A 19529-nucleotide genomic window follows, 5' to 3' on the forward strand; every position below is an offset into this window, starting at 1 on the left:
TCGACCTGTCGGGCTTTCTGCAGGAATCCTGGTAGGCGCAATTGGATTCGAACCAACGACCCCCACCATGTCAAGGTGGTGCTCTAACCAACTGAGCTATGCGCCTGCGAAGCTCGCTACTATAGCACGGGCCTTGTTCGTGAGGCAAGTCGTCATCGGGAATGTCGATGCCCGCCTGGCTCGCCCTTCCAGCCGATGAATGAATCCGCGGCCGGTTCGCACGAGCCGCGTGCCTGCACTCGATCGACCAATTGATCCGGAAAACGAAAAAGCCCGGCAAGCTGAACTTGCCGGGCTTTTGCAGGAATCCTGGTAGGCGCAATTGGATTCGAACCAACGACCCCCACCATGTCAAGGTGGTGCTCTAACCAACTGAGCTATGCGCCTGCGAAGAACGCTACTATAGCATCGCTTTGCTCACATCTGCAAGCGGTTCGCGATTTTTTCATCCGCTAGCGCCGCCGCGCCGCACGCACGCCGCCGACCTGCGCCACCTGACCGAGCACCTGCGCCAGACGGGCCGAGTCGGACACCTCGATCGTGAAGGTCATCCTCGCGGTGCCGCCGCGGGTGTCCCTGACGGTCTGGGTCTGCACGCCGACCACGTTCATCTTCTCGCGCGCGAAGACCTCGGAGACGTCGCGCAGCAGGCCCTGTCGGTCGGCCGCCTCGACCATCACGTCCACCGGGTAGACGGCAGGATCGTCGCCGCGCGGCCGGCCCCATTCCACCGGGATCACGCGCTCGGGCGAGCGGCCGCTCATCTGGCGGAAGTTCGAGCAGTCGCTGCGGTGGATCGCGACGCCCTTGCCGCGCGTGACGAAGCCGCCGATCGAGTCCGGCGGCGCGGGCTTGCAGCAGCGCGCCAGCTGCGTCAGCAGCGACTCGACGCCGACCACCAGCACGCCGCCCTTGGGCGTGCCCTCGCCGCGCGGCTTGCGCAGCGCGATGGTCTCGTCGGCGCTCGGCGGCGGCTCGGCCGCCGGGCGCAGCAGCGTCTCGATGTTGCGCAGCGAGTACTCGTCCTTGCCGACCACGTCGAACAGCGCGTCGGCACCGCGGAAGCCGAGCTGGCCCGCGAGGTCGTCGAGCCGGATCGCGGTCTTGCCCTCGCGCTGCAGCAGCTTCTCGACCGCCTCGCGCCCGCGCGCGATGGTCTGCTGCTGCGCGAGCGCGTTGAACCACGCGCGCACCTTGGCGCGCGCCCGCGCGCTCTGCAGGTAGCCCTGCTCGGCGTTGAGCCAGTCGAGCGAGGGGCCGCCCTCCTTCGCCGCGATGATCTCGACCGTCTGGCCGCTCTGCAGCGGCGTGTTCAGCGGCACCATCGCGCCGTCGACGCGCGCGCCGCGGCAGCGGTGGCCGAGGTCGGTGTGCACCGTGTAGGCGAAGTCCACCGGCGTCGCGCCGCTCGGCAGCTCGACGATCGAGGCCTGCGGCGTGAAGACGTAGACATGCTCCTCGAAGGCGCCGCCCTCGGGCGTCGCCTGCACCGCGAAGTCGCGCTCCCACGCGAGCAGCTGGCGCAGCACCGCCTTGCGCGCCTCGGCGACGCGCGCCTCGTCGTCGCCCGAGACGCTCACGCCCGCGTAGCCCTTGGTGCCGGCCTCCTTGTAGGCCCAGTGCGCCGCGACGCCGAACTCGGCGTGCTCGTGCATCTGCTGGGTGCGGATCTGCACCTCGAGCGAGCGGCCCTGCTCGTCGAGCACGACGGTGTGCAGCGACTGGTAGCCGTTGGGCTTGGGCCGCGCGATGTAGTCGTCGAACTCGTCCGGCAGCGGCGTCCAGGCGTCGTGCACGAGGCTCAGGGCGGTGTAGCAGTCGCGCACGTCGCGCACGATCACGCGCAGCGCGCGCACGTCGAAGACGTGGTCGAAGTCGAGCTGCTTGCCGCGCATCTTCTTCCAGATGCTGTAGATGTGCTTCGGGCGGCCCTGCACCTCGGCGGCCACGCCGTGCTCGCGCAGCAGCATCACGAGGCGGCGGCGCGCCGACTCGATCATCTGCTCGCGCTCGACGCGCTTCTCGTCGAGCATGCGCGCGATCGCGCGGTACTGCTCGGGCTCGAGGAAGCGGAAGGACAGGTCCTCCAGCTCCCACTTGATCTGCCAGATGCCGAGGCGGTTTGCGAGCGGCGAGTACACGTGCAGCGACTCGCGCGCGAGCACCAGCGGGCAGGGCCGGCGCGACGCGGCGTAGTAGCGCAGCGTCTGCAGCCGCGAGGCCAGGCGCAGCAGCACCACGCGCAGGTCGCGCGAGAACGCGAGCAGCATCTTGCGCACGCGCTCGTTCTGCTCGGCGCGCATCTCCTCGTCGAGCAGCGCGTCGCGCGCGCTGCGCTGGATCTGCACGAGCTTGCGCGTCGTCGTCACGAGGCTCGCGTACGAGGGGCCGAAGGCCTTGCCGATCACCTCCTCGGGCTTGTTGAGGAAGTCGCTCGCGTAGACGAGGTAGACGGCGGTCAGCAGCGCGGGCGACGCGCCGATCGACTGCAGGATCGCCGCGATGCCGTTGGCGTGGTGCAGCGCCTCCTCGCCGGTGTCGAGCATCTGCTCCGACAGCAGCGGCTCGGCGAAGGCACGGGCGCGTTCGAGCCGCGCGTGGTCCTCGGCCGGCGCCGAGCGCACGGGGGCCGCCGGCTGCTCGCCGGCGAGCTGCACGATCGGTGCGGTCTGCACCGACTCTTCGAGGGTCAGCGTCTTCATGCCGAGGCGAGGAACTCGCGCACGCGGGCAATCTGCGCGGGCGCCACGAGGGTCGGCGCGTGGCCCGCGTCCGCCACCTCGAGAAGCTGCGCGCACGGTCCGCGCTCGCCCATCTGCCGCGCCGCGTCGGCGCCCAGCAGGTCGGAGTGCGCGCCGCGGATCAGCAGCGTCGGCAGGCGCAGCGCGTCCCAGCGCTGCCAGGCCGCCGCCTCGCCCGCCTTCAGCAGCTCGGGCGTCAGCAGGCGGAAAGGCTCGCCGATGCGCGGGTCGTAGTGCAGCCGCCAGCCGCCGCCCTGCGCCTCGTCGAGCGGGCGCAGCATCGGCCGCTGCAGCGCCTGCCACTGCTCGGACGTGTGCTCGCCGAAGGGCTGGCAGAGCGCGACGAGGTGGTCCACGCCCTCCTGCTCGCTCGCGAAGCGGGGGGCCTGGCCGACATAGCCGGCGATGCGCATCAGCCCGGCGGGATTGAGCGCCGGGCCGACGTCGTTGAGCACGAGGCGGCGCAGCGGCGAGCCCGGCAGCGACGCAAGCGCCATGCCGATCAGCCCGCCCATCGAGGTGCCGACCCAGTCCACCGTGCGCGCGTTCAGGCGCGCGAGCAGCGTCACCATGTCGGCGACGTAGGCCGGCACCTGGTAGCCCGCGGGGTCGGCGAGCCAGTCCGAGTGCCCGCGCCCGACCACGTCGGGGCAGACCACGCGCCACTCGTCGCACAGCGCGGCGGCGAGCGCGTCGAAATCGCGGCCCTGCCGCGTCAGGCCGTGGGCGCACACGAGCACCCGCGGGTTCGCGGGGTCGCCCCATTCCCAGTACGCCATGCGGTGCAGCCCCCTCCCATCCAGGCACTGCACGTGGTCCAGCCGCAGCTGCGTCATCGTTCCAAGTCCTTCTCCGATAATCAATGCTACCCCGTGCTTCAACACCCCATGAGGAATGACACCATGCTCCAAGGAAGAACCGCCCTCGTCACCGGCTCCACGAGCGGCATCGGGCTCGGCATCGCGGTGGCGCTGGCGCGCCAGGGCGCGAACGTCGTGCTCAACGGCTTCGGCGACGCGCAGCCGGCGCTCGACGCGGTGCGGGCCTGCGGCGTGCGCGCGGAGCACCACGGCGCAGACATGAGCCGGCCGGCCGAGATCGAGGCGATGATGGCCTTCGCCGCCGCCGAGTTCGGCGGCGTGGACATTCTCGTCAACAACGCCGGCATCCAGCATGTCGCCCCGGTCGAGGAGTTCCCGGTCGAGAAGTGGGACGCGATCCTCGCGATCAACCTGACGTCGGCCTTCCACACCACGCGCCTGGCGCTGCCGGCCATGAAGGCGCGCAACTGGGGCCGCGTGCTCAACGTCGCGTCGGTGCACGGCCTCGTCGCGTCGGCCCAGAAGTCGGCCTACGTCGCGGCCAAGCACGGCATCGTCGGCTTCACGAAGGCCGTGGCGCTGGAGAACGCCACCAGCGGCATCACCGTCAACGCGATCTGCCCGGGCTGGGTGCTGACGCCGCTGGTGCAGAAGCAGGTCGAGGCGCGCGCGGAGAAGGACGGCGTCGACATCGAGGAGGCGACGCGCCGGCTGCTCGGCGAGAAGCAGCCCTCGCTGCAGTTCACGACGCCCGAGCAACTCGGCGAGCTCGCGGTGTTCCTGTGCTCCGACGCGGCCGCGAACGTGCGCGGCGTCGCGTGGAACATGGACGGCGGCTGGGCGGCCCAGTAAGAAGGCCGCACGCGGGGACGGGCAGACGCCCGCCCTCGCCCGCTCAGCGCGTGAGCTGCACGCTGCCGCCGACGGTCACCGTCACCAGCCCCTTGCCGGCGGCGACCGGCACCGGCGCGTCGGCCATGCTCATCGAACGCGCCTGCATCTCCATCTTCGGGAACATCGGCGGCGGCGCCTCGCCGCTCGCGACCGTCACCTCGCGCAGCGTGTAGCCCGAGAAGCCGAACTGCCGCGCGTAGCCGGCGGCGAGCACCCGGAAGCGCTCGATCGCCTGCGCGCCGGCCTCGGCCTCGTGCTTCTCGCGCTGCTCGCGCGACAGTCCCTGCGCCACCTGCGACACCGTCATCGTCTGCACGCGCCCGGCGGTCTGCGTGATGCGCGCCCAGTCGCGTCCCTCCAGCACCACCTCGGCGCTGCCGTGCCAGCCGGTGATGCGGCCCTGGTTGCCGTAGCGCGGCGACAGCGAGAAGTTGCCGGTGCGCACCTCCATCGCGTCCGGCTGCGCCGCGCGCCGCGCCTCGGCGAGCGCCGCCTCGACCGCCTGGCGCAGCGCGGACTGCACTGCCGCGGGCTCCGCGCCCTCGCGCGTCGTGCCGAGCGTGATCGTCAGCAGGTCCTGCGCGACCTCGACGGTGGCGGCGGCCGAGAAGTTGACGACGTTGAGCGGCTCGGCGGGCCCGGCGAGGACGGGGCCGCCGAGCAGCAGGCCCGCGAGGGCCAGCGCCGGGGCGCGGAAAGCGTGATGCGGCATGGGGTTCTTCCTCCTGATCAGAAGCAGCGGCGATGATTCCAGAAACGGCGCGGCGCCTTCCTGCACGGCAACTCCGACCCGCACAAGCCCCTGTCAAGACGTACTGACGCCTCGTTGCGGGTGATACGCCGCGTTTTCACTCACCTGGGGGCCATCTTGTAACACTTCGTCAGAAGCGGTCAAAAGTGCGCTAAAGCCCCTCCACAATCGCCGCTGTTACAAATACGGAGCCCGCCCATGACGCCACAAGCCGCCAACGCCCGGACCGACCGCATCGCCGTGGTCGACGACGACGCGCGCATTCGCGACCTGCTGCGCCGCTACCTGACGCAGGAGGGTTTCGAAGTGCTGCTGGCCGAGGACGCCAAGGCCCTCAACCGGCTGCTGACCCGCGAGACGGTGGACCTGATCGTGCTCGACCTGATGCTGCCGGGCGAGGACGGCCTGTCGATCTGCCGCCGCCTGCGCGCCGCCAACGACGCGACGCCCATCATCATGCTCACCGCCAAGGTCGAGGACGTGGACCGCATCGTCGGCCTCGAGGTCGGCGCCGACGACTACCTGCCGAAGCCCTTCAACCCGCGCGAGCTGCTCGCGCGCATCCACGCCGTGCTGCGCCGCCGCCCGACGCTCGAGGCCCCGGGCGCGCCGGCCAAGGAGCCGCAGAGCGTGACCTTCGGTCCCTTCGAGTTCGACCTCGCGCTGCGCCGGCTGACCAAGGACGGCGAGCCGATGCCACTGACCACCGGCGAGTTCTCGATGCTCAAGGCGCTGGTGCGCCACCCGCGCCAGCCGCTGTCGCGTGACAAGCTGGCACAGCTGGCCCGCGGCCGCGAGTTCGAGCCCTTCGACCGCAGCCTCGACGTGCAGATCTCGCGCCTGCGCAAGATGATCGAGCCCGACCCGGCGCAGCCGCGCTACATCCAGACCGTCTGGGGCGTGGGCTACGTGTTCGTGCCGGACGGCGCCGCCTGAAGCCTGCCGACACGTGTCTTCCTCCGGCTTCGGGTCCGCCGCAGTCCAGGGTGCGTCCCAGCCGGCGGGCGCACCGGTGACGACTTCCGGGCGCAGTGCTGCTACAGTGCCGCGCCCGACCGGTCCCGGTCCCCTCCCCCGCCTCAGGCCCCGCATGCCCCGCAAGCGCTTCGCGCTCAATCTCTTCTGGCGTACCTTCATCCTGCTGAGCCTGCTGCTGTTCGGCGGCGTGGTCGCCTGGCTGCAGACCTTCCGCGCGCTGGAGTTCGAGCCGCGCGCGGTGCAGGCCGCGCAGCAGCTCGCCAGCCTCGTGAACCTGTCGCGCGCCGCGCTGCGCTACGCCGACAGCATCAACCGCGTCGCGGTGGTCAAGACCATGTCGGACCAGGAAGCGGTCAAGGTACTGCCGCGCGAGCCCAACGACCGCTACGAGCCCTTCGAGACCGACCGTTTCACGCGCCGCATCGCCGAGGAGCTGCGCTCGCGGCTCGGGCCGTCGACCATCGTCGCGACCAGCGTCAACAACGTGCCGGGCCTGTGGATCGGCTTCACGATCGAGCGTGACCTCTACTGGCTGCAGGCCGACCCGACGCGGCTGCAGACGGTCGACAAGCGCACCTGGGCGATCTGGATCGCCATCGCGGCGCTCGCCACCGTGATCGGCTCGGCCGCGATCGCGCGGCTGATCAACCAGCCGCTGCGCCAGCTGTCCTTCGCCGCGAGCCGCATCCGCGAGGGCGAGTTCGAGTCGCGCCTCGACGAGGACACGCTGACCAGCGAGATCCGCGAGGTCAACATGGGCTTCAACCGCATGGCGCGCGAGCTCGCCAAGGTCGAGCAGGACCGCGCGGTGATGCTCGCCGGCATCAGCCACGACCTGCGCACGCCGCTGGCGCGGCTGCGCCTGGAAGCCGAGATGAGCGTCGAGGACGACGAGGCCAAGCGCAACATGGCCGCCGACATCGACCAGCTCGACGCGATCATCGACAAGTTCATGGACTACGCGCGCCCCGGCGACGTGCGGCTCGTGCCGGTGCACCTCAGCAGCGTGGTCGACCGCGAGATCTCCGCCTTCCGCGACACCAGCCAGATCCGCATCGAGTCGCGCGTGGCGATCGACACCAAGGTGATGGCCGACGAGACCGAGCTCGGCCGCGTGCTCGGCAACCTGTTCGAGAACGCGCGCCGCTACGGCCGCTCGGCCGACACCGGCGTCACGCGCGTCGAGGTCACCTACGGGCGCAACGGCCCCTGGGTGGTCATCAGCGTGCGCGACCACGGCCCCGGCGTGCCGCCCGAGAAGCTCGCGCAGCTCACCACGCCCTTCTTCCGCGGCGACACCGCGCGCACCGCGGCCACCGGCGCGGGACTCGGCCTCGCGATCGTCGAGAAGGCCGTGGCGCGCATGGGCGGCACCTTCGAGCTGACCAACGCGCCGGCGCCCGACACCGGGCTCGTCGCGCGCGTGCGGCTGCGCCGCGCGCCCTGAGAGCCCTTTCCCGTAGTCCGTAGTCCTTCAGCGCGCCAGCCGATCCGCCTGCAAGCCAGGCGCAGCACGGCGATACAGGTGTAGGCGCGCTTCTCCCGGCGCACGAGGATGCGCCGGCAGCGATCGAGCCCACTGTGCCTACGCTCCACCACCGGCGCATGGCCGCGCGGTCCGACACACGCGGGTTGCGGCACGTGTAGCTCCATGGCTACCGGCCGGACCTGAGGCTGCGCGGCCGGGATGCCAGTGCTTCGGCATCGGGGCGAGCGGCTGCGCCTGCGGCCCGTCGTGCCGATCGAGCTGCCCTGCCGCCAAGCGGGGAGGCCCCGGCCCGGCACTCCGTTTGCCCCTCCGCGGGACGTGCCGCCGGACCCTGTCGGCCCCGGCGGCCTTACCTCCACCGATCGGACAGGAGCGAGCGAGATGGCAAAGAAGACGGTCAGCGACTTCCTGCTGGAGCGGCTGCAGGCCTGGGGCGTGCGCCGCATCTTCGGCTTTCCCGGTGACGGCATCAACGGGCTGATGGGCGCGATGGACCGCACCGGCGGGAAGATCGAATTCGTGCAGACGCGCCACGAGGAGCTCGCCGCCTTCATGGCCTGCGCGCACGCGAAGTTCACCGGCGACGTGGGCGTGTGTCTGGCGACCTCGGGCCCGGGCGCGATCCACCTGCTCAACGGCCTGTACGACGCCAAGCTCGACCACCAGCCCGTGGTCGCCATCGTCGGCCAGCAGAAGCGCGCCGCGCTCGGCGGCGACTACCAGCAGGAGGTGGACCTGCTGTCGCTGTTCAAGGACGTGGCGCACGAGTTCGTGGAGATGGCGACCGTGCCGGCGCAGGTGCGCCACCTGGTGGACCGCGCGGTGCGCATCGCCTACGAGCGCCGCACCGTGACCTGCATCATCGTGCCCAACGACGTGCAGGAGCTCGACGCGGTCGAGACCCCGCCGCGCGAGCACGGCACCGTGCACAGCGGCATCGGCTGGACCGGGCACTCGGTGCAGCCCGCCCCCGAGGCGCTGCAGCGCGCGGCCGACGTACTCAACGCCGGGCAGCGGGTGGCGATGCTGGTGGGCGCGGGCGCGCTGCACGCGACCGACGAGGTGATCGCGGTTGCGGAGAGGCTCGGCGCGGGCGTCGCGAAGGCCCTGCTCGGCAAGGCCGCCGTCCCCGACGACCTGCCCTTCGTCACCGGCGCGATCGGGCTGCTGGGCACGCAGCCGAGCTGGGAGCTGATGACCGGTTGCGACACGCTGCTGATGGTGGGATCGAGCTTTCCCTACTCGGAGTTCCTGCCCGAGGAGGGCAAGGCGCGCGGCGTTCAGATCGACATCGACGGGCGCAAGCTCAACATCCGCTACCCGATGGAGGTGGGCCTGGTGGGCGACAGCCGCGCCACGCTCGCCGCGCTGCTGCCGCTACTGCAGCCGAAGGCCGACCGCGGCTGGCGCGAGAAGATCGAGCGCGACGTCGAGCGCTGGTGGCGCGTGATGGAGGCGCGCGCGGGCAACGAGGCCGAGCCGCTGAACCCGCAGCTCGTCTTCTCCGAGCTCTCGCCGCGCCTGCCCGAGAACTGCATCCTCACCGCCGACTCCGGCTCGGGCACCAACTGGTACGCGCGCCACCTGAGGATCCGCCGCGGCATGATGGCCTCGCTGTCCGGGGGTCTGGCGACGATGGGGCCCGCGGTGCCCTACGCGCTCGCCGCGAAGTACGCGCACCCGCAGCGCCCGGTGATCGCGATGGTGGGCGACGGCGCGATGCAGATGGTCGGCATCAACGGCCTCATCACGATCGCGCGCGACTGGCAGCGCTGGGCCGACCCGCGCCTCATCGTGCTGGTGCTCAACAACGGCGACCTCAACCAGGTCACCTGGGAGCAGCGCGCGATGGCCGGGGACCCGAAGTTCGAGACCTCGCAGAACGTGCCCGCCTTCCCCTATGCGGAGTACGCGCGGCTGCTCGGGCTGGAGGGCATCCGGGTCTCGCGGCCGCAGGACGTGGCCGCGGCCTGGGACGCGGCGCTGTCGGCGCGGCGCCCGGTGGTGCTGGAGGCGGTCACGGACCCGAACGTGCCGCCGCTGCCGCCGCACATCACGATGAAGAACGCGAAGGCCTACGCCTCGGCGCTGTGGAACGGCGAGCCGGATGCGCTGCGCACCGTGATCGCGTCGGCGAAGGAATGGTGGGCGGCGCAGGTCCCGCCCGCGCCGCCCCCGCAGGGGGGCCAGCCCTGAGCCGACCGGGAGAGCTGCGATGGCGCTGCAGGACAGCCGGGCACTGATCGGGCGCTGCGAGGTCGGCGCCTGGACGGTGCCGACCGACGCGCCCGAGTCCGACGGCACGCTGGCCTGGGACTCGACCACGCTGGTGCTCGCGCGGCTGGAAGCCGGCGGCCAGACCGGGCTCGGCTACGGCTATGCCGACACCGCGACCGCGCTGCTCGCGCGCGACAGGCTCGCGCCGCTGCTGGCCGGGCTCGACGCGCTGGACACGCGCCGCTGCTGGCGCGCGATGGTGGACGCGATCCGCAACCTCGGCCGACCGGGCATCGCCTCGATGGCGATCTCGGTGCTCGACGCCGCCGTCTGGGACCTGAAGGCGCGGCTGCTCGGGCTGCCGCTGGCGCGCCTGCTCGGCATGGCGCGCGACGCGGTGCCGGTCTACGGCAGCGGCGGCTTCACGAGCTACGACGACGCGCAGCTCGGCGCGCAGCTCGGCGGCTGGGCGGCGCAGGGCATCCGGCGCGTGAAGATGAAGGTCGGCCGCGACGCGGCGGACGACCCGCGCCGCGTCGCCCTCGCGCGCCGGACGATCGGGCCGGACGTGGAGCTCTTCGTCGACGCCAACGGTGCCTGGTCGGCCGGCGAGGCGCTGCGCATGGCGCGGCACTTCGCCGAGCAGGACGTGCGCTGGTTCGAGGAGCCGGTGTCCTCCGACGATCTCGACGGCCTGCGCCTCGTGCGCGAACGCGCGCCGCCGGGCATCGAGGTCACCGCCGGCGAGTACGGCTACGACGCCCCCTATTTCCGGCGCATGCTCGCCGCCGGCGCCGTGGACGTGATCCAGCCGGACGCGACGCGCTGCGCCGGCGTCACCGGCTTTCTCGACGCGGCGGCGCTGGCCTGGAGCTTCGGCGTGCCGCTGTCCAGCCACTGCGCGCCGGCGTTGCACCTGCCGCTGTGCTGCGCGGCGCCGGGCGTGCGGCACTTGGAGTGGTTCCACGACCATGCGCGCATCGAGGCGGTGCTCTTCGACGGCGCGGTGCAGCCGCAGGCCGGCCTGCTGCGGCCCGACCTCTCCCGGCCCGGCCTCGGGCTGGAGCTCAAGGAGGAGGACGCGCGATGTTTCAGGGTCTCCTGAGGAACCAGGCGGCGCCCCGGGCGGGCGCGGTCGCGGCCGAGGCGCCGCTGCGCTACCTGCCGCCGGCCGAGACCGCTCACGGCGTGGACGCCCGCGCGCTGGCCGAGGCGCTGCGCCGCGGGATCGAGGGCGAGGTGCGCTTCGACCCCGGCAGCCGTGCGCTCTACGCCACCGACGCCTCCAACTACCGCCAGGTGCCGATCGGCGTGGTGCTGCCCCGGAGCGTCGAGGACGTCGTGCGGACGGTGGAGGCCTGCCGCCGCCACGGCGCGCCGCTGCTCTCGCGTGGCGGGGGCACGAGCCTGTGCGGGCAGTGCTGCAACGTCGCGGTGGTGATGGACTTCTCCAAGTACATGAACCGCGTGCTGGAGATCGACGCCGGGGGGCGCTGGGCGCGCGTGCAGCCCGGCGTGGTGCTCGACGAGCTGCGCGAGCAGGCGAATCGCGTCGGCCTGACCTTCGCGCCCGACCCCGCCACGCACAACCACAACACGCTCGGCGGCATGATCGGCAACAACTCCTGCGGCCCGCACTCGGTGATGGGCGGCGAGACGGTGCACAACGTCATCGAGCTCGACGTGCTGACCTACGACGGGCTGCGCCTCAGGCTGGGCGGCACCGACGAGGCGGCCTTCGAAGCGGCCGTCGCGCGCGGCGGGCGCGAGGCGCAGATCTACCAGGGCTTGAAAGAACTCGCCATCCGCCACGCCGACGAGATCCGTAAGCACTTTCCGAAGATCCCGCGCCGCGTCTCGGGCTACAACCTGCCGGCGCTGCTGCCGGAGAACGGCTTCAACCTCGCGCAGGCCGTGGTCGGCTCGGAAGGCAGCTGCGTGGTCGTGCTGGAGGCCAGGCTGCGGCTGCTGCCGAACCCGGAGAAGCGCGCGCTGCTGGTGCTCGGCTACGAGGACATCTATGCCGCGGCCGACGACGTGCCCTGCGTGATGGAGGCCGGGCCGATCGCGCTCGAGGGCGTGGACGATCGGCTCGCCGACGACATCCGCCGCGTGCAGCTGCGGCCCGAGAACCTGGAGCTGCTGCCCGAGGGCCGCGGCTGGCTGCTGGTGGAGTTCGGCGGCGACACCTGCGAGCAGGCCCGCGAGCGCGCCGAGGCGCTGATGGGGCGGCTGCGCGAACGCGACAAGCCGCCGTCGATGGCGCTGCACACCCGCGACAAGGCGCAGGAGCGGGTCTGGAAGGTGCGCGAATCGGGACTCGGGGCCACCGCGCACGTGCCCGACAAGGCGCTGACCTGGGAGGGCTGGGAGGACTCGTCGGTGCCGCCAGAGCGGCTGGGCGAGTACCTGCGCGAGCTGCGCGCGCTGCTGCAGCGCCACGGCTACGAAGGCGACTTCTACGGCCACTTCGGCCAGGGCTGCCTGCACACGCGCACCAACTTCGACCTCTTCACCGCCGACGGCATCCGGCGCTACCGCCGCTTCATCCACGAGGCGGCGGACCTCGTCGTGCGCATGGGTGGCTCGATCTCGGGCGAGCACGGCGACGGCCAGAGCAAGGCCGAGCTGCTGCCGCGCATGTTCGGCGAGCCGCTGATGCAGGCCTTCCGCGACTTCAAGGCGCTGTGGGACCCCGAGGGGCGCATGAACCCCGGCAAGGTGGTCGATGCCTGGCGCGCCGACGAGAACCTGCGGCTCGGCCCGGACTGGCATCCGGCCGAGCCCGCGACGCACTTCGCCTGGCCGGACGACGGGGGCCGCTTCTCGCATGCGATGCTGCGCTGCGTCGGCGTGGGCGAGTGCCGCAAGAAGAGCGGCACGATGTGCCCGAGCTACATGGCCACCGGCGAGGAGATGCACTCCACGCGCGGCCGGGCGCGGCTGCTGTTCGAGATGCTCGGAGGCGACCCGCTGAAGGGGGGCTGGCAGGAGTCGGCCGTCAAGGAGGCGCTGGACCTGTGCCTGTCGTGCAAGGGCTGCAAGGGCGAGTGCCCGGTGAAGGTGGACATGGCCACCTACAAGGCCGAGTTCCTGTCGCACTACCACGAGCGCCACGCGCGCCCGCTCGCCGCCCACCTGTTCGGGCGCATCGACCGCTGGGCGCGGCTCGGCGCGCACGCGCCGGGCCTCGTCAATGCGCTGCTCGCGCAGCCGGCGCTGGCCGCGCTCGGCCGGCGTGTCGCTGGCATCGCGCCGCAGCGCGAGCTGCCGCGGCTGGCGCCGCGCACCTTCCGGCAGTGGTTCGCGCACCGTCCGCGGCGCGAGCGGCAGGCGCCGGCAGGCGAGCTGCTGCTGTGGCCCGACACCTTCAACCAGCACTTCCACCCCGAGGTGGCGCGGGCCGCGACCGAGGTGCTGGAGGCCGCGGGCTGGCGCGTGCGGCTGCCGCCGGACGGGCTGTGCTGCGGGCGGCCGCTCTACGAGTTCGGCCTGCTCGATCGGGCGCGCGACTACCTCGCCACGGTGCTGGACGCGCTCGGCCCGGAGCTCGACGCGGGCACGCCCATCGTGATGCTGGAGCCCGCCTGCGCCTCGGTGTTCCGCGAGGAGCTGCCCGCGCTGTTCCCGCGCGATGCACGCGCGAAGGCGCTGTGCCGGCAGGCGCAGCTGCTGTGCAGCGTGCTGCGCCCGCGGCTCGACGCGCTGCCGATCGAGCCGCTCGACCGGCCCGCGCTCCACCACCCGCACTGCCACCACAAGGCGGTGTTCGGGCTCGACGACGACGCGGCGGTGCTGGACGCGCTGGGGCTGGACGTGCGGCGGCCCGACGCCGGCTGCTGCGGCATGGCCGGCTCCTTCGGCTTCGAGCGCGAGAAGTACGAGGTCTCGATGCGCTGCGGCGAGCGGGTGCTGCTGCCGGCGGTGCGCGCCGCGGGCTTCGACACCATCCTCCTCACCGACGGCTACAGCTGCCGCGAGCAGATCCGGCAGGCCACCGGCCGCACCGCGCTGCACCCGGCGCAGGTGCTGCGCCGTGCGCTGCGCGCCTGAGAGGCGCGCCGACCCCACCCGCAGGAGAAAGGATCCCGCCATGCAAGCCAAGCTCCTCAACCGCGCGCCCGAGCGCACCTTCGCGCTCGTGTTCGAGCGCGGCGACGAGGTCGTCTCGACCCTGGAGCGCTTCGCCGTCGAGCAGGGCTTGAGCGCGAGCCGCATCACCGCCATCGGCGCCTTCGAGCGCGCAACGCTCGGCTACTTCGACTGGGAGCGCAAGGACTACGAGCGCATCCCGGTGGAGGAGCAGGTCGAGGTGCTGTCGCTGGTCGGCGACTTCGCGCTCGACGGCGAGCGGCCCAGGCTGCACGCGCATGTCGTGCTCGGCCGCCGCGACGGCAGCACCGTGGGCGGCCACCTGCTCTCCGCGCAGGTGCGGCCGACGCTGGAGGTGCTGGTGGTGGACTCGCCCGCCCACCTGTGCCGCCGGCACGATCCCGACAGCGGCCTGGCGCTGATCCGCCCCGACGCCTCCTGAGCCGCGGCCGGCACGTCTCGGCGCAGCCGGTAGAGCATCGCCACGCCGGCGAGGTAGACCGCGGCCACGGCCAGCGAGTCCAGGCCCATGCGCCGGACCGTGCGGTCGCGGCGCCCGACCAGGCCGACGAGGAAGAGCAGCGTCATCACGGCGGCCAGCAGCACGCCGAAGGCCGCGAAGCGGCGCGCCGGCGCACGGCCGGCCGCTCCCCGGGAGGCAAGCGTCAGCCGCGTGCGAGCAGGCAGACGGCGCGCGCCTCGATCGCCTCCAGCCGCCCGACCGGGCCCATCTTCTCGGCGGTCTTCGCCTTCACGTTGACGCGCTCGGCCGCGAGCCCGAGCGCCTCGGCGATGCGTTCGCGCATCAGCGGGATGTGCGGCGCCATCTTCGGCGCCTGCGCGACGATGGTGCTGTCGACGTTGACGACGCTCCAGCCCGCCGCCTTCACGCGCCGCGCCGCCTCGGTCAGCAGCGTGTGCGAGTCGGCGCCCTTGAACTGCGCATCGGTGTCGGGGAAGTGCCGGCCGATGTCGCCCAGGCCCGCGGCGCCGAGGAGCGCGTCGGTGATCGCGTGCAGCAGCGCGTCGGCGTCGGAGTGGCCGAGCAGGCCGTGCGTGTGCGGGATGGTCACGCCGCCGAGCACGAGCGGGCGGCCGCTCACCAGGGCGTGGACGTCCCAGCCCTCGCCGATGCGGAAGTCGAATGGGGACATGCGGTCCTCTCTGGACAGGGGTTGAGGCCGGGGATCAGGCAGCGGCGCCGCGCGTGCGCAGCAGCCGCTCGGCGAGCGCGAAGTCGCCCGGCCAGGTGAGCTTGAAGTTCTCGAAGTCGCCGGCGACGAGCTTCGGGCGGTGGCCGAGCGCCTCGACCGCGCTCGACTCGTCGGTGACGCCGCCCCCGGCGGCCGCGAGCGCCGGACGCAGCAGCCCGAGGCGGAACATCTGCGGCGTCTGCGCGGCCCACTTGGCCGTGCGGTCGACCGTCGCGGCGACGCGCCCGTCCTCGGAATGCTTGAGCGTGTCGGCCAGCGGCAGCGCGAGCAGGCCACCCACCTCGTCGTCGGCGCAGGCCTCGATCAGCCGCTCGACCCATTCGGGGCGCAGCAGGCAGCGCGCCGCGTCGTGCACCAGCACCCAGTCGTGCGGCTGCGCGCCGCGCGCCAGCAGCTCGTCGAGGCCGTTGGCGACCGACTCGGCGCGGGTCGATCCGCCGCAGCGCGCCACCCAGGCGCGCTCGCCGCTGAAGTCCGGCGCGTGGCGCTCGAACTGCGCGTCGCCCGGCGACAGCACGACGAGCACCGCCTCCAGCCGCCTCACCCGCGCGAGCGCGTCGAGCGTGTGCGCGACGACGGCGCGGCCGGCCACCGGGTGGTACTGCTTCGGGCCGCCGACACCGGCGCGCTCGCCGACGCCGGCGCAGGGAACCAGGGCAAAGCAGCGCGGCGGGCTGCCGATCAGGGACAGGGACATGGTGCGGAGCGAGTCGGCGGGCCGCCATGATACGCAGCGCGGGCCGTCCCTGCGCCGCCGTGGCGGCCGCCTGCCGCGGCGCGCCCGCGCCCCGGCAGGGGCACCCCCGGCTCTCTACAATCGGGCCCTTCACGCCCCTCGGCAGCTCGCCGCGGGGCGCTTCCCATTTGCTGCGCGCCATGCAACTGCCCACCCTCGCCCCCGGCAAACGCTACACCCTGCCCCGTCCTCCCGGCTCGGCCGACGCGCTGCAACTGGCCCGCATGGCCCGGCAGCTGGCGGCGAAGAAGCAGCGGCTTGCGATCGTCACCGCCGAGCCCGGCGACACGCAGCGGCTGCAGGACGAGCTGGCCTTCTTCGCGCCGGAGCTGCGCATCGCCGTCTTCCCCGACTGGGAGACGCTGCCCTACGACAGCTTCTCGCCGCACCAGGACCTGAGCTCCGAGCGCCTGGCCACCCTGTGGCGCATGCTGCAGGGCGAGGTGGACGTGGTGCTGCTGCCGGCGACGACCGCGCTGGTGCGGCTGGCCCCGCCCTCCTTCCTCGCCGCCTACACCTTCCACTTCAAGCAGAAGCAGCGCCTGGACGAGGCGGCGCTCAAGAGCCAGCTCACGCTCGCCGGCTACCAGCATGTCAGCCAGGTGGTATCGCCCGGCGAGTACGCGGTGCGCGGCGGCCTGATCGACCTCTTTCCGATGGGCTCGCTGGTGCCCTACCGCGTGGACCTGTTCGGCGACGAGATCGACTCGATCCGCACCTTCGACCCCGACAGCCAGCGCAGCCTCTATCCCGTTCCCGAGGTGCGCCTGCTGCCCGGGCGCGAGTTCCCGATGGACGAGGACGCGCGTGCGGCGTTCAGGAGCCGCTGGCGCGAGCGCATGGAGGGCGACCCGAGCAAGTCGCGCATCTACAAGGACATCGGCACCGGCATCGCCACCGCCGGCATCGAGTACTACCTGCCGCTCTTCTTCGAGCAGACCGCGACGATCTTCGAGTACTTCGGCGCGCAGGCGACGATCGCGCTGCACGGCGAGATCGACGAGGCCCTGAAACGCTTCTGGAACGACACGCGCGAGCGCCACCGTTTCCTGCAGCACGACCCCGAGCGGCCGATCCTGCCGCCCGAGGACATCTTCCTGCGGCCCGACGACTTCTTCATGCTGGCCAACGCCCATGCGCAGCTCGCGCTGCGCGGCAAGGAAGCCGTGGACTGGGCCCGGCCGCTGCCGGACCTGTCGGCCGAGCGCGGCACGCCCGAGCCGCTGAAGAAGCTGCACGACCACATCCTGTCCAGCCCGCACCGCGTGCTGATCGTCGCGGAGTCCGCGGGCCGGCGCGAGAGCCTGCTCGAGTTGCTGCGCGACCAGCGCATCGAGCCGCCGAGCGTGGAGTCGCTCGCGGCCTTCGAGGCGGGCGCCGAGAAGTTCGCGATCGCGGTCGCGCCGCTCGCGGCCGGTTTCCACTGGGCGCGCGAAGGGGACGCCGAGGCGATCCAGTTCGTCACCGAGACCGAGCTGTTCGCGACCGGCCCGACCACGAGGAGAAAACGCCGCCAGCAGGAGCAGGTCAGCAACGTCGACGCGCTGATCAAGGACCTGTCGGAGCTGAAGGTCGGCGACCCGGTGGTGCACGCCAACCACGGCATCGGCCGCTACCAGGGCCTGCTGAACATCGATCTCGGCGACGGCCCGAGCGAGTTCCTGCACCTGGAGTACGCCGACAAGGCCACGCTCTACGTGCCGGTCGCGCAGCTGCACCTGATCAGCCGCTACACCGGCGTCAGCGCCGACGAGGCGCCGCTGCACAGGCTCGGCTCCGGCCAGTGGGACAAGGCCAGGCGCAAGGCTGCCGAGCAGGTGCGCGACACCGCGGCCGAGCTGCTCAACATCTATGCCCGCCGCGCCGCGCGCGAGGGTTACGCCTTCCGCTTCTCGCCGCACGACTACGAGGCCTTCGCGTCGAGCTTCGGCTTCGAGGAGACACCGGACCAGAACGCCGCGATCCACGCGGTGATCCAGGACATGATCAGCCCGCAGCCGATGGACCGGCTGGTCTGCGGCGACGTCGGCTTCGGCAAGACGGAGGTGGCGCTGCGCGCGGCCTTCGTCGCGGTCACCGGCGGCAAGCAGGTCGCGCTGCTCGCGCCGACCACGCTGCTCGCCGAGCAGCACTACCAGACGCTGGTGGACCGCTTCGCGCAGTGGCCGGTGAAGATCGCCGAGATGTCGCGCTTCAGATCGGCCAAGGAGGTCAAGGTCGCGATGCAGGGCCTGGCTGACGGCACGATCGACATCGTGGTCGGCACGCACAAGCTCTTGTCGGGCGACGTGAAGTTCGCGCGGCTGGGCCTGCTGATCATCGACGAGGAGCACCGTTTCGGCGTGCGCCACAAGGAGGCGATGAAGGCGCTGCGCGCCGAGGTCGACGTGCTGACGCTGACCGCGACGCCGATTCCGCGCACGCTCGGCATGGCGCTGGAAGGCCTGCGCGACCTGTCGGTGATCGCCACCGCGCCGCAGCGGCGCCTCGCGATCAAGACCTTCGTGCGCAGCGAGAGCAACGGCGTGATCCGCGAGGCGGTGCTGCGCGAATTGAAGCGCGGCGGACAGGTCTACTTCCTGCACAACGAGGTCGAGACGATCGAGAACCGGCGCCAGAAGCTGGAGGAGCTGCTGCCCGAGGCGCGCATCGCGATCGCGCACGGCCAGATGCCCGAGCGCGAGCTCGAGCGCGTGATGCGCGAGTTCGTCGCGCAGCGCCACAACGTGCTGCTGTGCTCGACCATCATCGAGACCGGCATCGACGTACCCAGCGCCAACACCATCGTCATCAGCCGCGCCGACAAGTTCGGCCTCGCGCAGCTGCACCAGCTCAGAGGCCGCGTCGGCCGCTCGCACCACCAGGCCTATGCCTACCTGCTGGTGCCGGACCTCGAGGGCCTGTCCAAGCAGGCGCAGCAGCGGCTGGATGCGATCCAGAGCATGGAGGAGCTGGGCTCGGGCTTCTACCTCGCGATGCACGACCTGGAGATCCGCGGCGCCGGCGAGGTGCTGGGCGAGAACCAGAGCGGCAACATGCAGGAGGTCGGCTTCCAGATGTACAACGACATGCTGTCGGAGGCCGTGCGCTCGCTGAAGGCGGGGCGCGAACCGGATCTGCTGTCGCCCTTGAATGCCGCCACCGAGATCAACCTGCATGCCCCGGCCCTGCTGCCCGACAGCTACTGCGGCGACGTGCACGTGCGCCTGAACCTCTACAAGCGCCTCGCCACCGCCGAGAAGAACGAGCAGATCGACGCGCTGCTGGAGGAAGTCACCGACCGCTTCGGCAAGCTCCCGCCGCAGGGCCAGACGCTCTTCGACGTGCACCGGCTGCGCGTGCTGGCCAAGCCCTACGGCGTGCTGAAGATCGACGCGGCGCCGAAGGCGATGGTGATCACCTTCCGCCCCAACCCGCCGGTCGAGCCGCTGCGCATCATCGAGCTGGTGCAGAAGAACCGGCACATCAAGCTCGCCGGCAACGACAAGCTGCGCATCGACAAGGAAACCCCCGAGCCGCAGGCGCGCGCGCAGCTGCTGCGCGACGTGCTGCGCTCGCTCGGCACCCCCAAGACCCAGGCCGCCTGAGGCCCGAGA

At 72.0% G+C, this 19529-nt stretch carries 13 protein-coding genes and 2 tRNA genes; 8 read left to right on the forward strand and 7 right to left on the reverse strand.

What is annotated here, in order from left to right:
• Positions 1–29 precede the first annotated feature (29 nt).
• From D3A59_RS07350 to D3A59_RS07365, 4 genes are all read right to left on the reverse strand, one after another.
• A tRNA-Val gene (locus D3A59_RS07350) sits at positions 30–106 on the reverse strand.
• A gap of 204 nt (positions 107–310) precedes the next feature.
• A tRNA-Val gene (locus D3A59_RS07355) sits at positions 311–387 on the reverse strand.
• A gap of 65 nt (positions 388–452) precedes the next feature.
• Entirely contained in the window at positions 453–2702 is a 2250-nt protein-coding gene (locus D3A59_RS07360; protein WP_119154265.1) for a RelA/SpoT family protein, read from the reverse strand.
• The gene (locus D3A59_RS07365; RefSeq protein WP_119154266.1) at positions 2699–3577 is read right to left on the reverse strand and encodes an alpha/beta fold hydrolase; all 879 of its coding nucleotides are present in this window, start codon (positions 3575–3577) and stop codon (positions 2699–2701) included. Before D3A59_RS07365 ends, D3A59_RS07360 begins: the two co-directional genes overlap by 4 nt.
• Before the next feature lie 66 nt (positions 3578–3643).
• On the opposite strand from D3A59_RS07365, the gene D3A59_RS07370 reads away from it, so the two are divergent.
• Complete coding sequence (locus tag D3A59_RS07370) at positions 3644–4414, forward strand: 3-hydroxybutyrate dehydrogenase (RefSeq protein ID WP_119154267.1); 771 nt, start codon at positions 3644–3646, stop codon at positions 4412–4414.
• Positions 4415–4457: 43 nt separating this feature from the next.
• Here D3A59_RS07370 and D3A59_RS07375 read toward each other — a convergent pair whose 3' ends face one another.
• A complete protein-coding gene (locus tag D3A59_RS07375) occupies positions 4458–5168 on the reverse strand; it encodes an SIMPL domain-containing protein (protein WP_119154268.1) in 711 nt (236 codons plus the stop codon).
• Positions 5169–5405: 237 nt separating this feature from the next.
• Between D3A59_RS07375 and ompR the strand changes: the two genes are divergently transcribed.
• The 6 genes from ompR (at position 5406) to D3A59_RS07405 (ending at position 14425) form a co-directional block, all read left to right on the forward strand.
• On the forward strand, positions 5406–6143 hold the full coding sequence (ompR, locus tag D3A59_RS07380) for an osmolarity response regulator transcription factor OmpR (RefSeq protein ID WP_119154269.1): 738 nt from the start codon (positions 5406–5408) through the stop codon (positions 6141–6143).
• Between the two features lie 154 nt (positions 6144–6297).
• Positions 6298–7632, forward strand: a complete 1335-nt coding sequence (locus D3A59_RS07385) for a sensor histidine kinase (protein ID WP_119154270.1) — start codon at positions 6298–6300, stop codon at positions 7630–7632.
• Between the two features lie 423 nt (positions 7633–8055).
• A complete protein-coding gene (locus tag D3A59_RS07390) occupies positions 8056–9870 on the forward strand; it encodes a thiamine pyrophosphate-requiring protein (RefSeq protein ID WP_119154271.1) in 1815 nt (604 codons plus the stop codon).
• A gap of 19 nt (positions 9871–9889) precedes the next feature.
• The gene (locus D3A59_RS07395) at positions 9890–10996 is read left to right on the forward strand and encodes an enolase C-terminal domain-like protein (protein WP_119154272.1); all 1107 of its coding nucleotides are present in this window, start codon (positions 9890–9892) and stop codon (positions 10994–10996) included.
• The gene (locus tag D3A59_RS07400) at positions 10978–13944 is read left to right on the forward strand and encodes an FAD-binding and (Fe-S)-binding domain-containing protein (RefSeq protein WP_119154273.1); all 2967 of its coding nucleotides are present in this window, start codon (positions 10978–10980) and stop codon (positions 13942–13944) included. Before D3A59_RS07395 ends, D3A59_RS07400 begins: the two co-directional genes overlap by 19 nt.
• Before the next feature lie 40 nt (positions 13945–13984).
• On the forward strand, positions 13985–14425 hold the full coding sequence (locus D3A59_RS07405) for a PPC domain-containing DNA-binding protein (protein ID WP_119154274.1): 441 nt from the start codon (positions 13985–13987) through the stop codon (positions 14423–14425).
• A 223-nt stretch (positions 14426–14648) separates the two neighbouring features.
• Here the strand turns inward: D3A59_RS07405 and ispF are convergent, their stop codons facing one another.
• Positions 14649–15137 (reverse strand): 2-C-methyl-D-erythritol 2,4-cyclodiphosphate synthase, encoded by a 489-nt coding sequence (ispF, locus tag D3A59_RS07410; protein ID WP_119154275.1) that lies wholly within the window; start codon positions 15135–15137, stop codon positions 14649–14651.
• A gap of 34 nt (positions 15138–15171) precedes the next feature.
• Complete coding sequence (gene ispD, locus D3A59_RS07415; protein ID WP_119154276.1) at positions 15172–15894, reverse strand: 2-C-methyl-D-erythritol 4-phosphate cytidylyltransferase; 723 nt, start codon at positions 15892–15894, stop codon at positions 15172–15174.
• A gap of 179 nt (positions 15895–16073) precedes the next feature.
• Between ispD and mfd the strand changes: the two genes are divergently transcribed.
• Positions 16074–19520 (forward strand): transcription-repair coupling factor, encoded by a 3447-nt coding sequence (gene mfd, locus D3A59_RS07420; RefSeq protein ID WP_119154329.1) that lies wholly within the window; start codon positions 16074–16076, stop codon positions 19518–19520.
• Positions 19521–19529: the final 9 nt, after the last annotated feature.

Source organism: Caldimonas tepidiphila (assembly GCF_003569765.1).
GTDB classification, from domain to species: domain Bacteria; phylum Pseudomonadota; class Gammaproteobacteria; order Burkholderiales; family Burkholderiaceae_C; genus Caldimonas; species Caldimonas tepidiphila.

Coding starts and splice junctions, on each gene's coding strand:
- D3A59_RS07400 (WP_119154273.1), top strand. CDS start 10,978: ATGTTTCAGGGTCTCCTGAGGAACCAGGCGGCGCCCCGGGCGGGCGCG.
- ispD (WP_119154276.1), bottom strand. CDS start 15,894: ATGTCCCTGTCCCTGATCGGCAGCCCGCCGCGCTGCTTTGCCCTGGTT.
- ispF (WP_119154275.1), bottom strand. CDS start 15,137: ATGTCCCCATTCGACTTCCGCATCGGCGAGGGCTGGGACGTCCACGCC.
- D3A59_RS07360 (WP_119154265.1), bottom strand. CDS start 2,702: ATGAAGACGCTGACCCTCGAAGAGTCGGTGCAGACCGCACCGATCGTG.
- D3A59_RS07395 (WP_119154272.1), top strand. CDS start 9,890: ATGGCGCTGCAGGACAGCCGGGCACTGATCGGGCGCTGCGAGGTCGGC.
- D3A59_RS07405 (WP_119154274.1), top strand. CDS start 13,985: ATGCAAGCCAAGCTCCTCAACCGCGCGCCCGAGCGCACCTTCGCGCTC.
- D3A59_RS07365 (WP_119154266.1), bottom strand. CDS start 3,577: ATGACGCAGCTGCGGCTGGACCACGTGCAGTGCCTGGATGGGAGGGGG.
- ompR (WP_119154269.1), top strand. CDS start 5,406: ATGACGCCACAAGCCGCCAACGCCCGGACCGACCGCATCGCCGTGGTC.
- mfd (WP_119154329.1), top strand. CDS start 16,074: ATGCAACTGCCCACCCTCGCCCCCGGCAAACGCTACACCCTGCCCCGT.
- D3A59_RS07390 (WP_119154271.1), top strand. CDS start 8,056: ATGGCAAAGAAGACGGTCAGCGACTTCCTGCTGGAGCGGCTGCAGGCC.
- D3A59_RS07375 (WP_119154268.1), bottom strand. CDS start 5,168: ATGCCGCATCACGCTTTCCGCGCCCCGGCGCTGGCCCTCGCGGGCCTG.
- D3A59_RS07370 (WP_119154267.1), top strand. CDS start 3,644: ATGCTCCAAGGAAGAACCGCCCTCGTCACCGGCTCCACGAGCGGCATC.
- D3A59_RS07385 (WP_119154270.1), top strand. CDS start 6,298: ATGCCCCGCAAGCGCTTCGCGCTCAATCTCTTCTGGCGTACCTTCATC.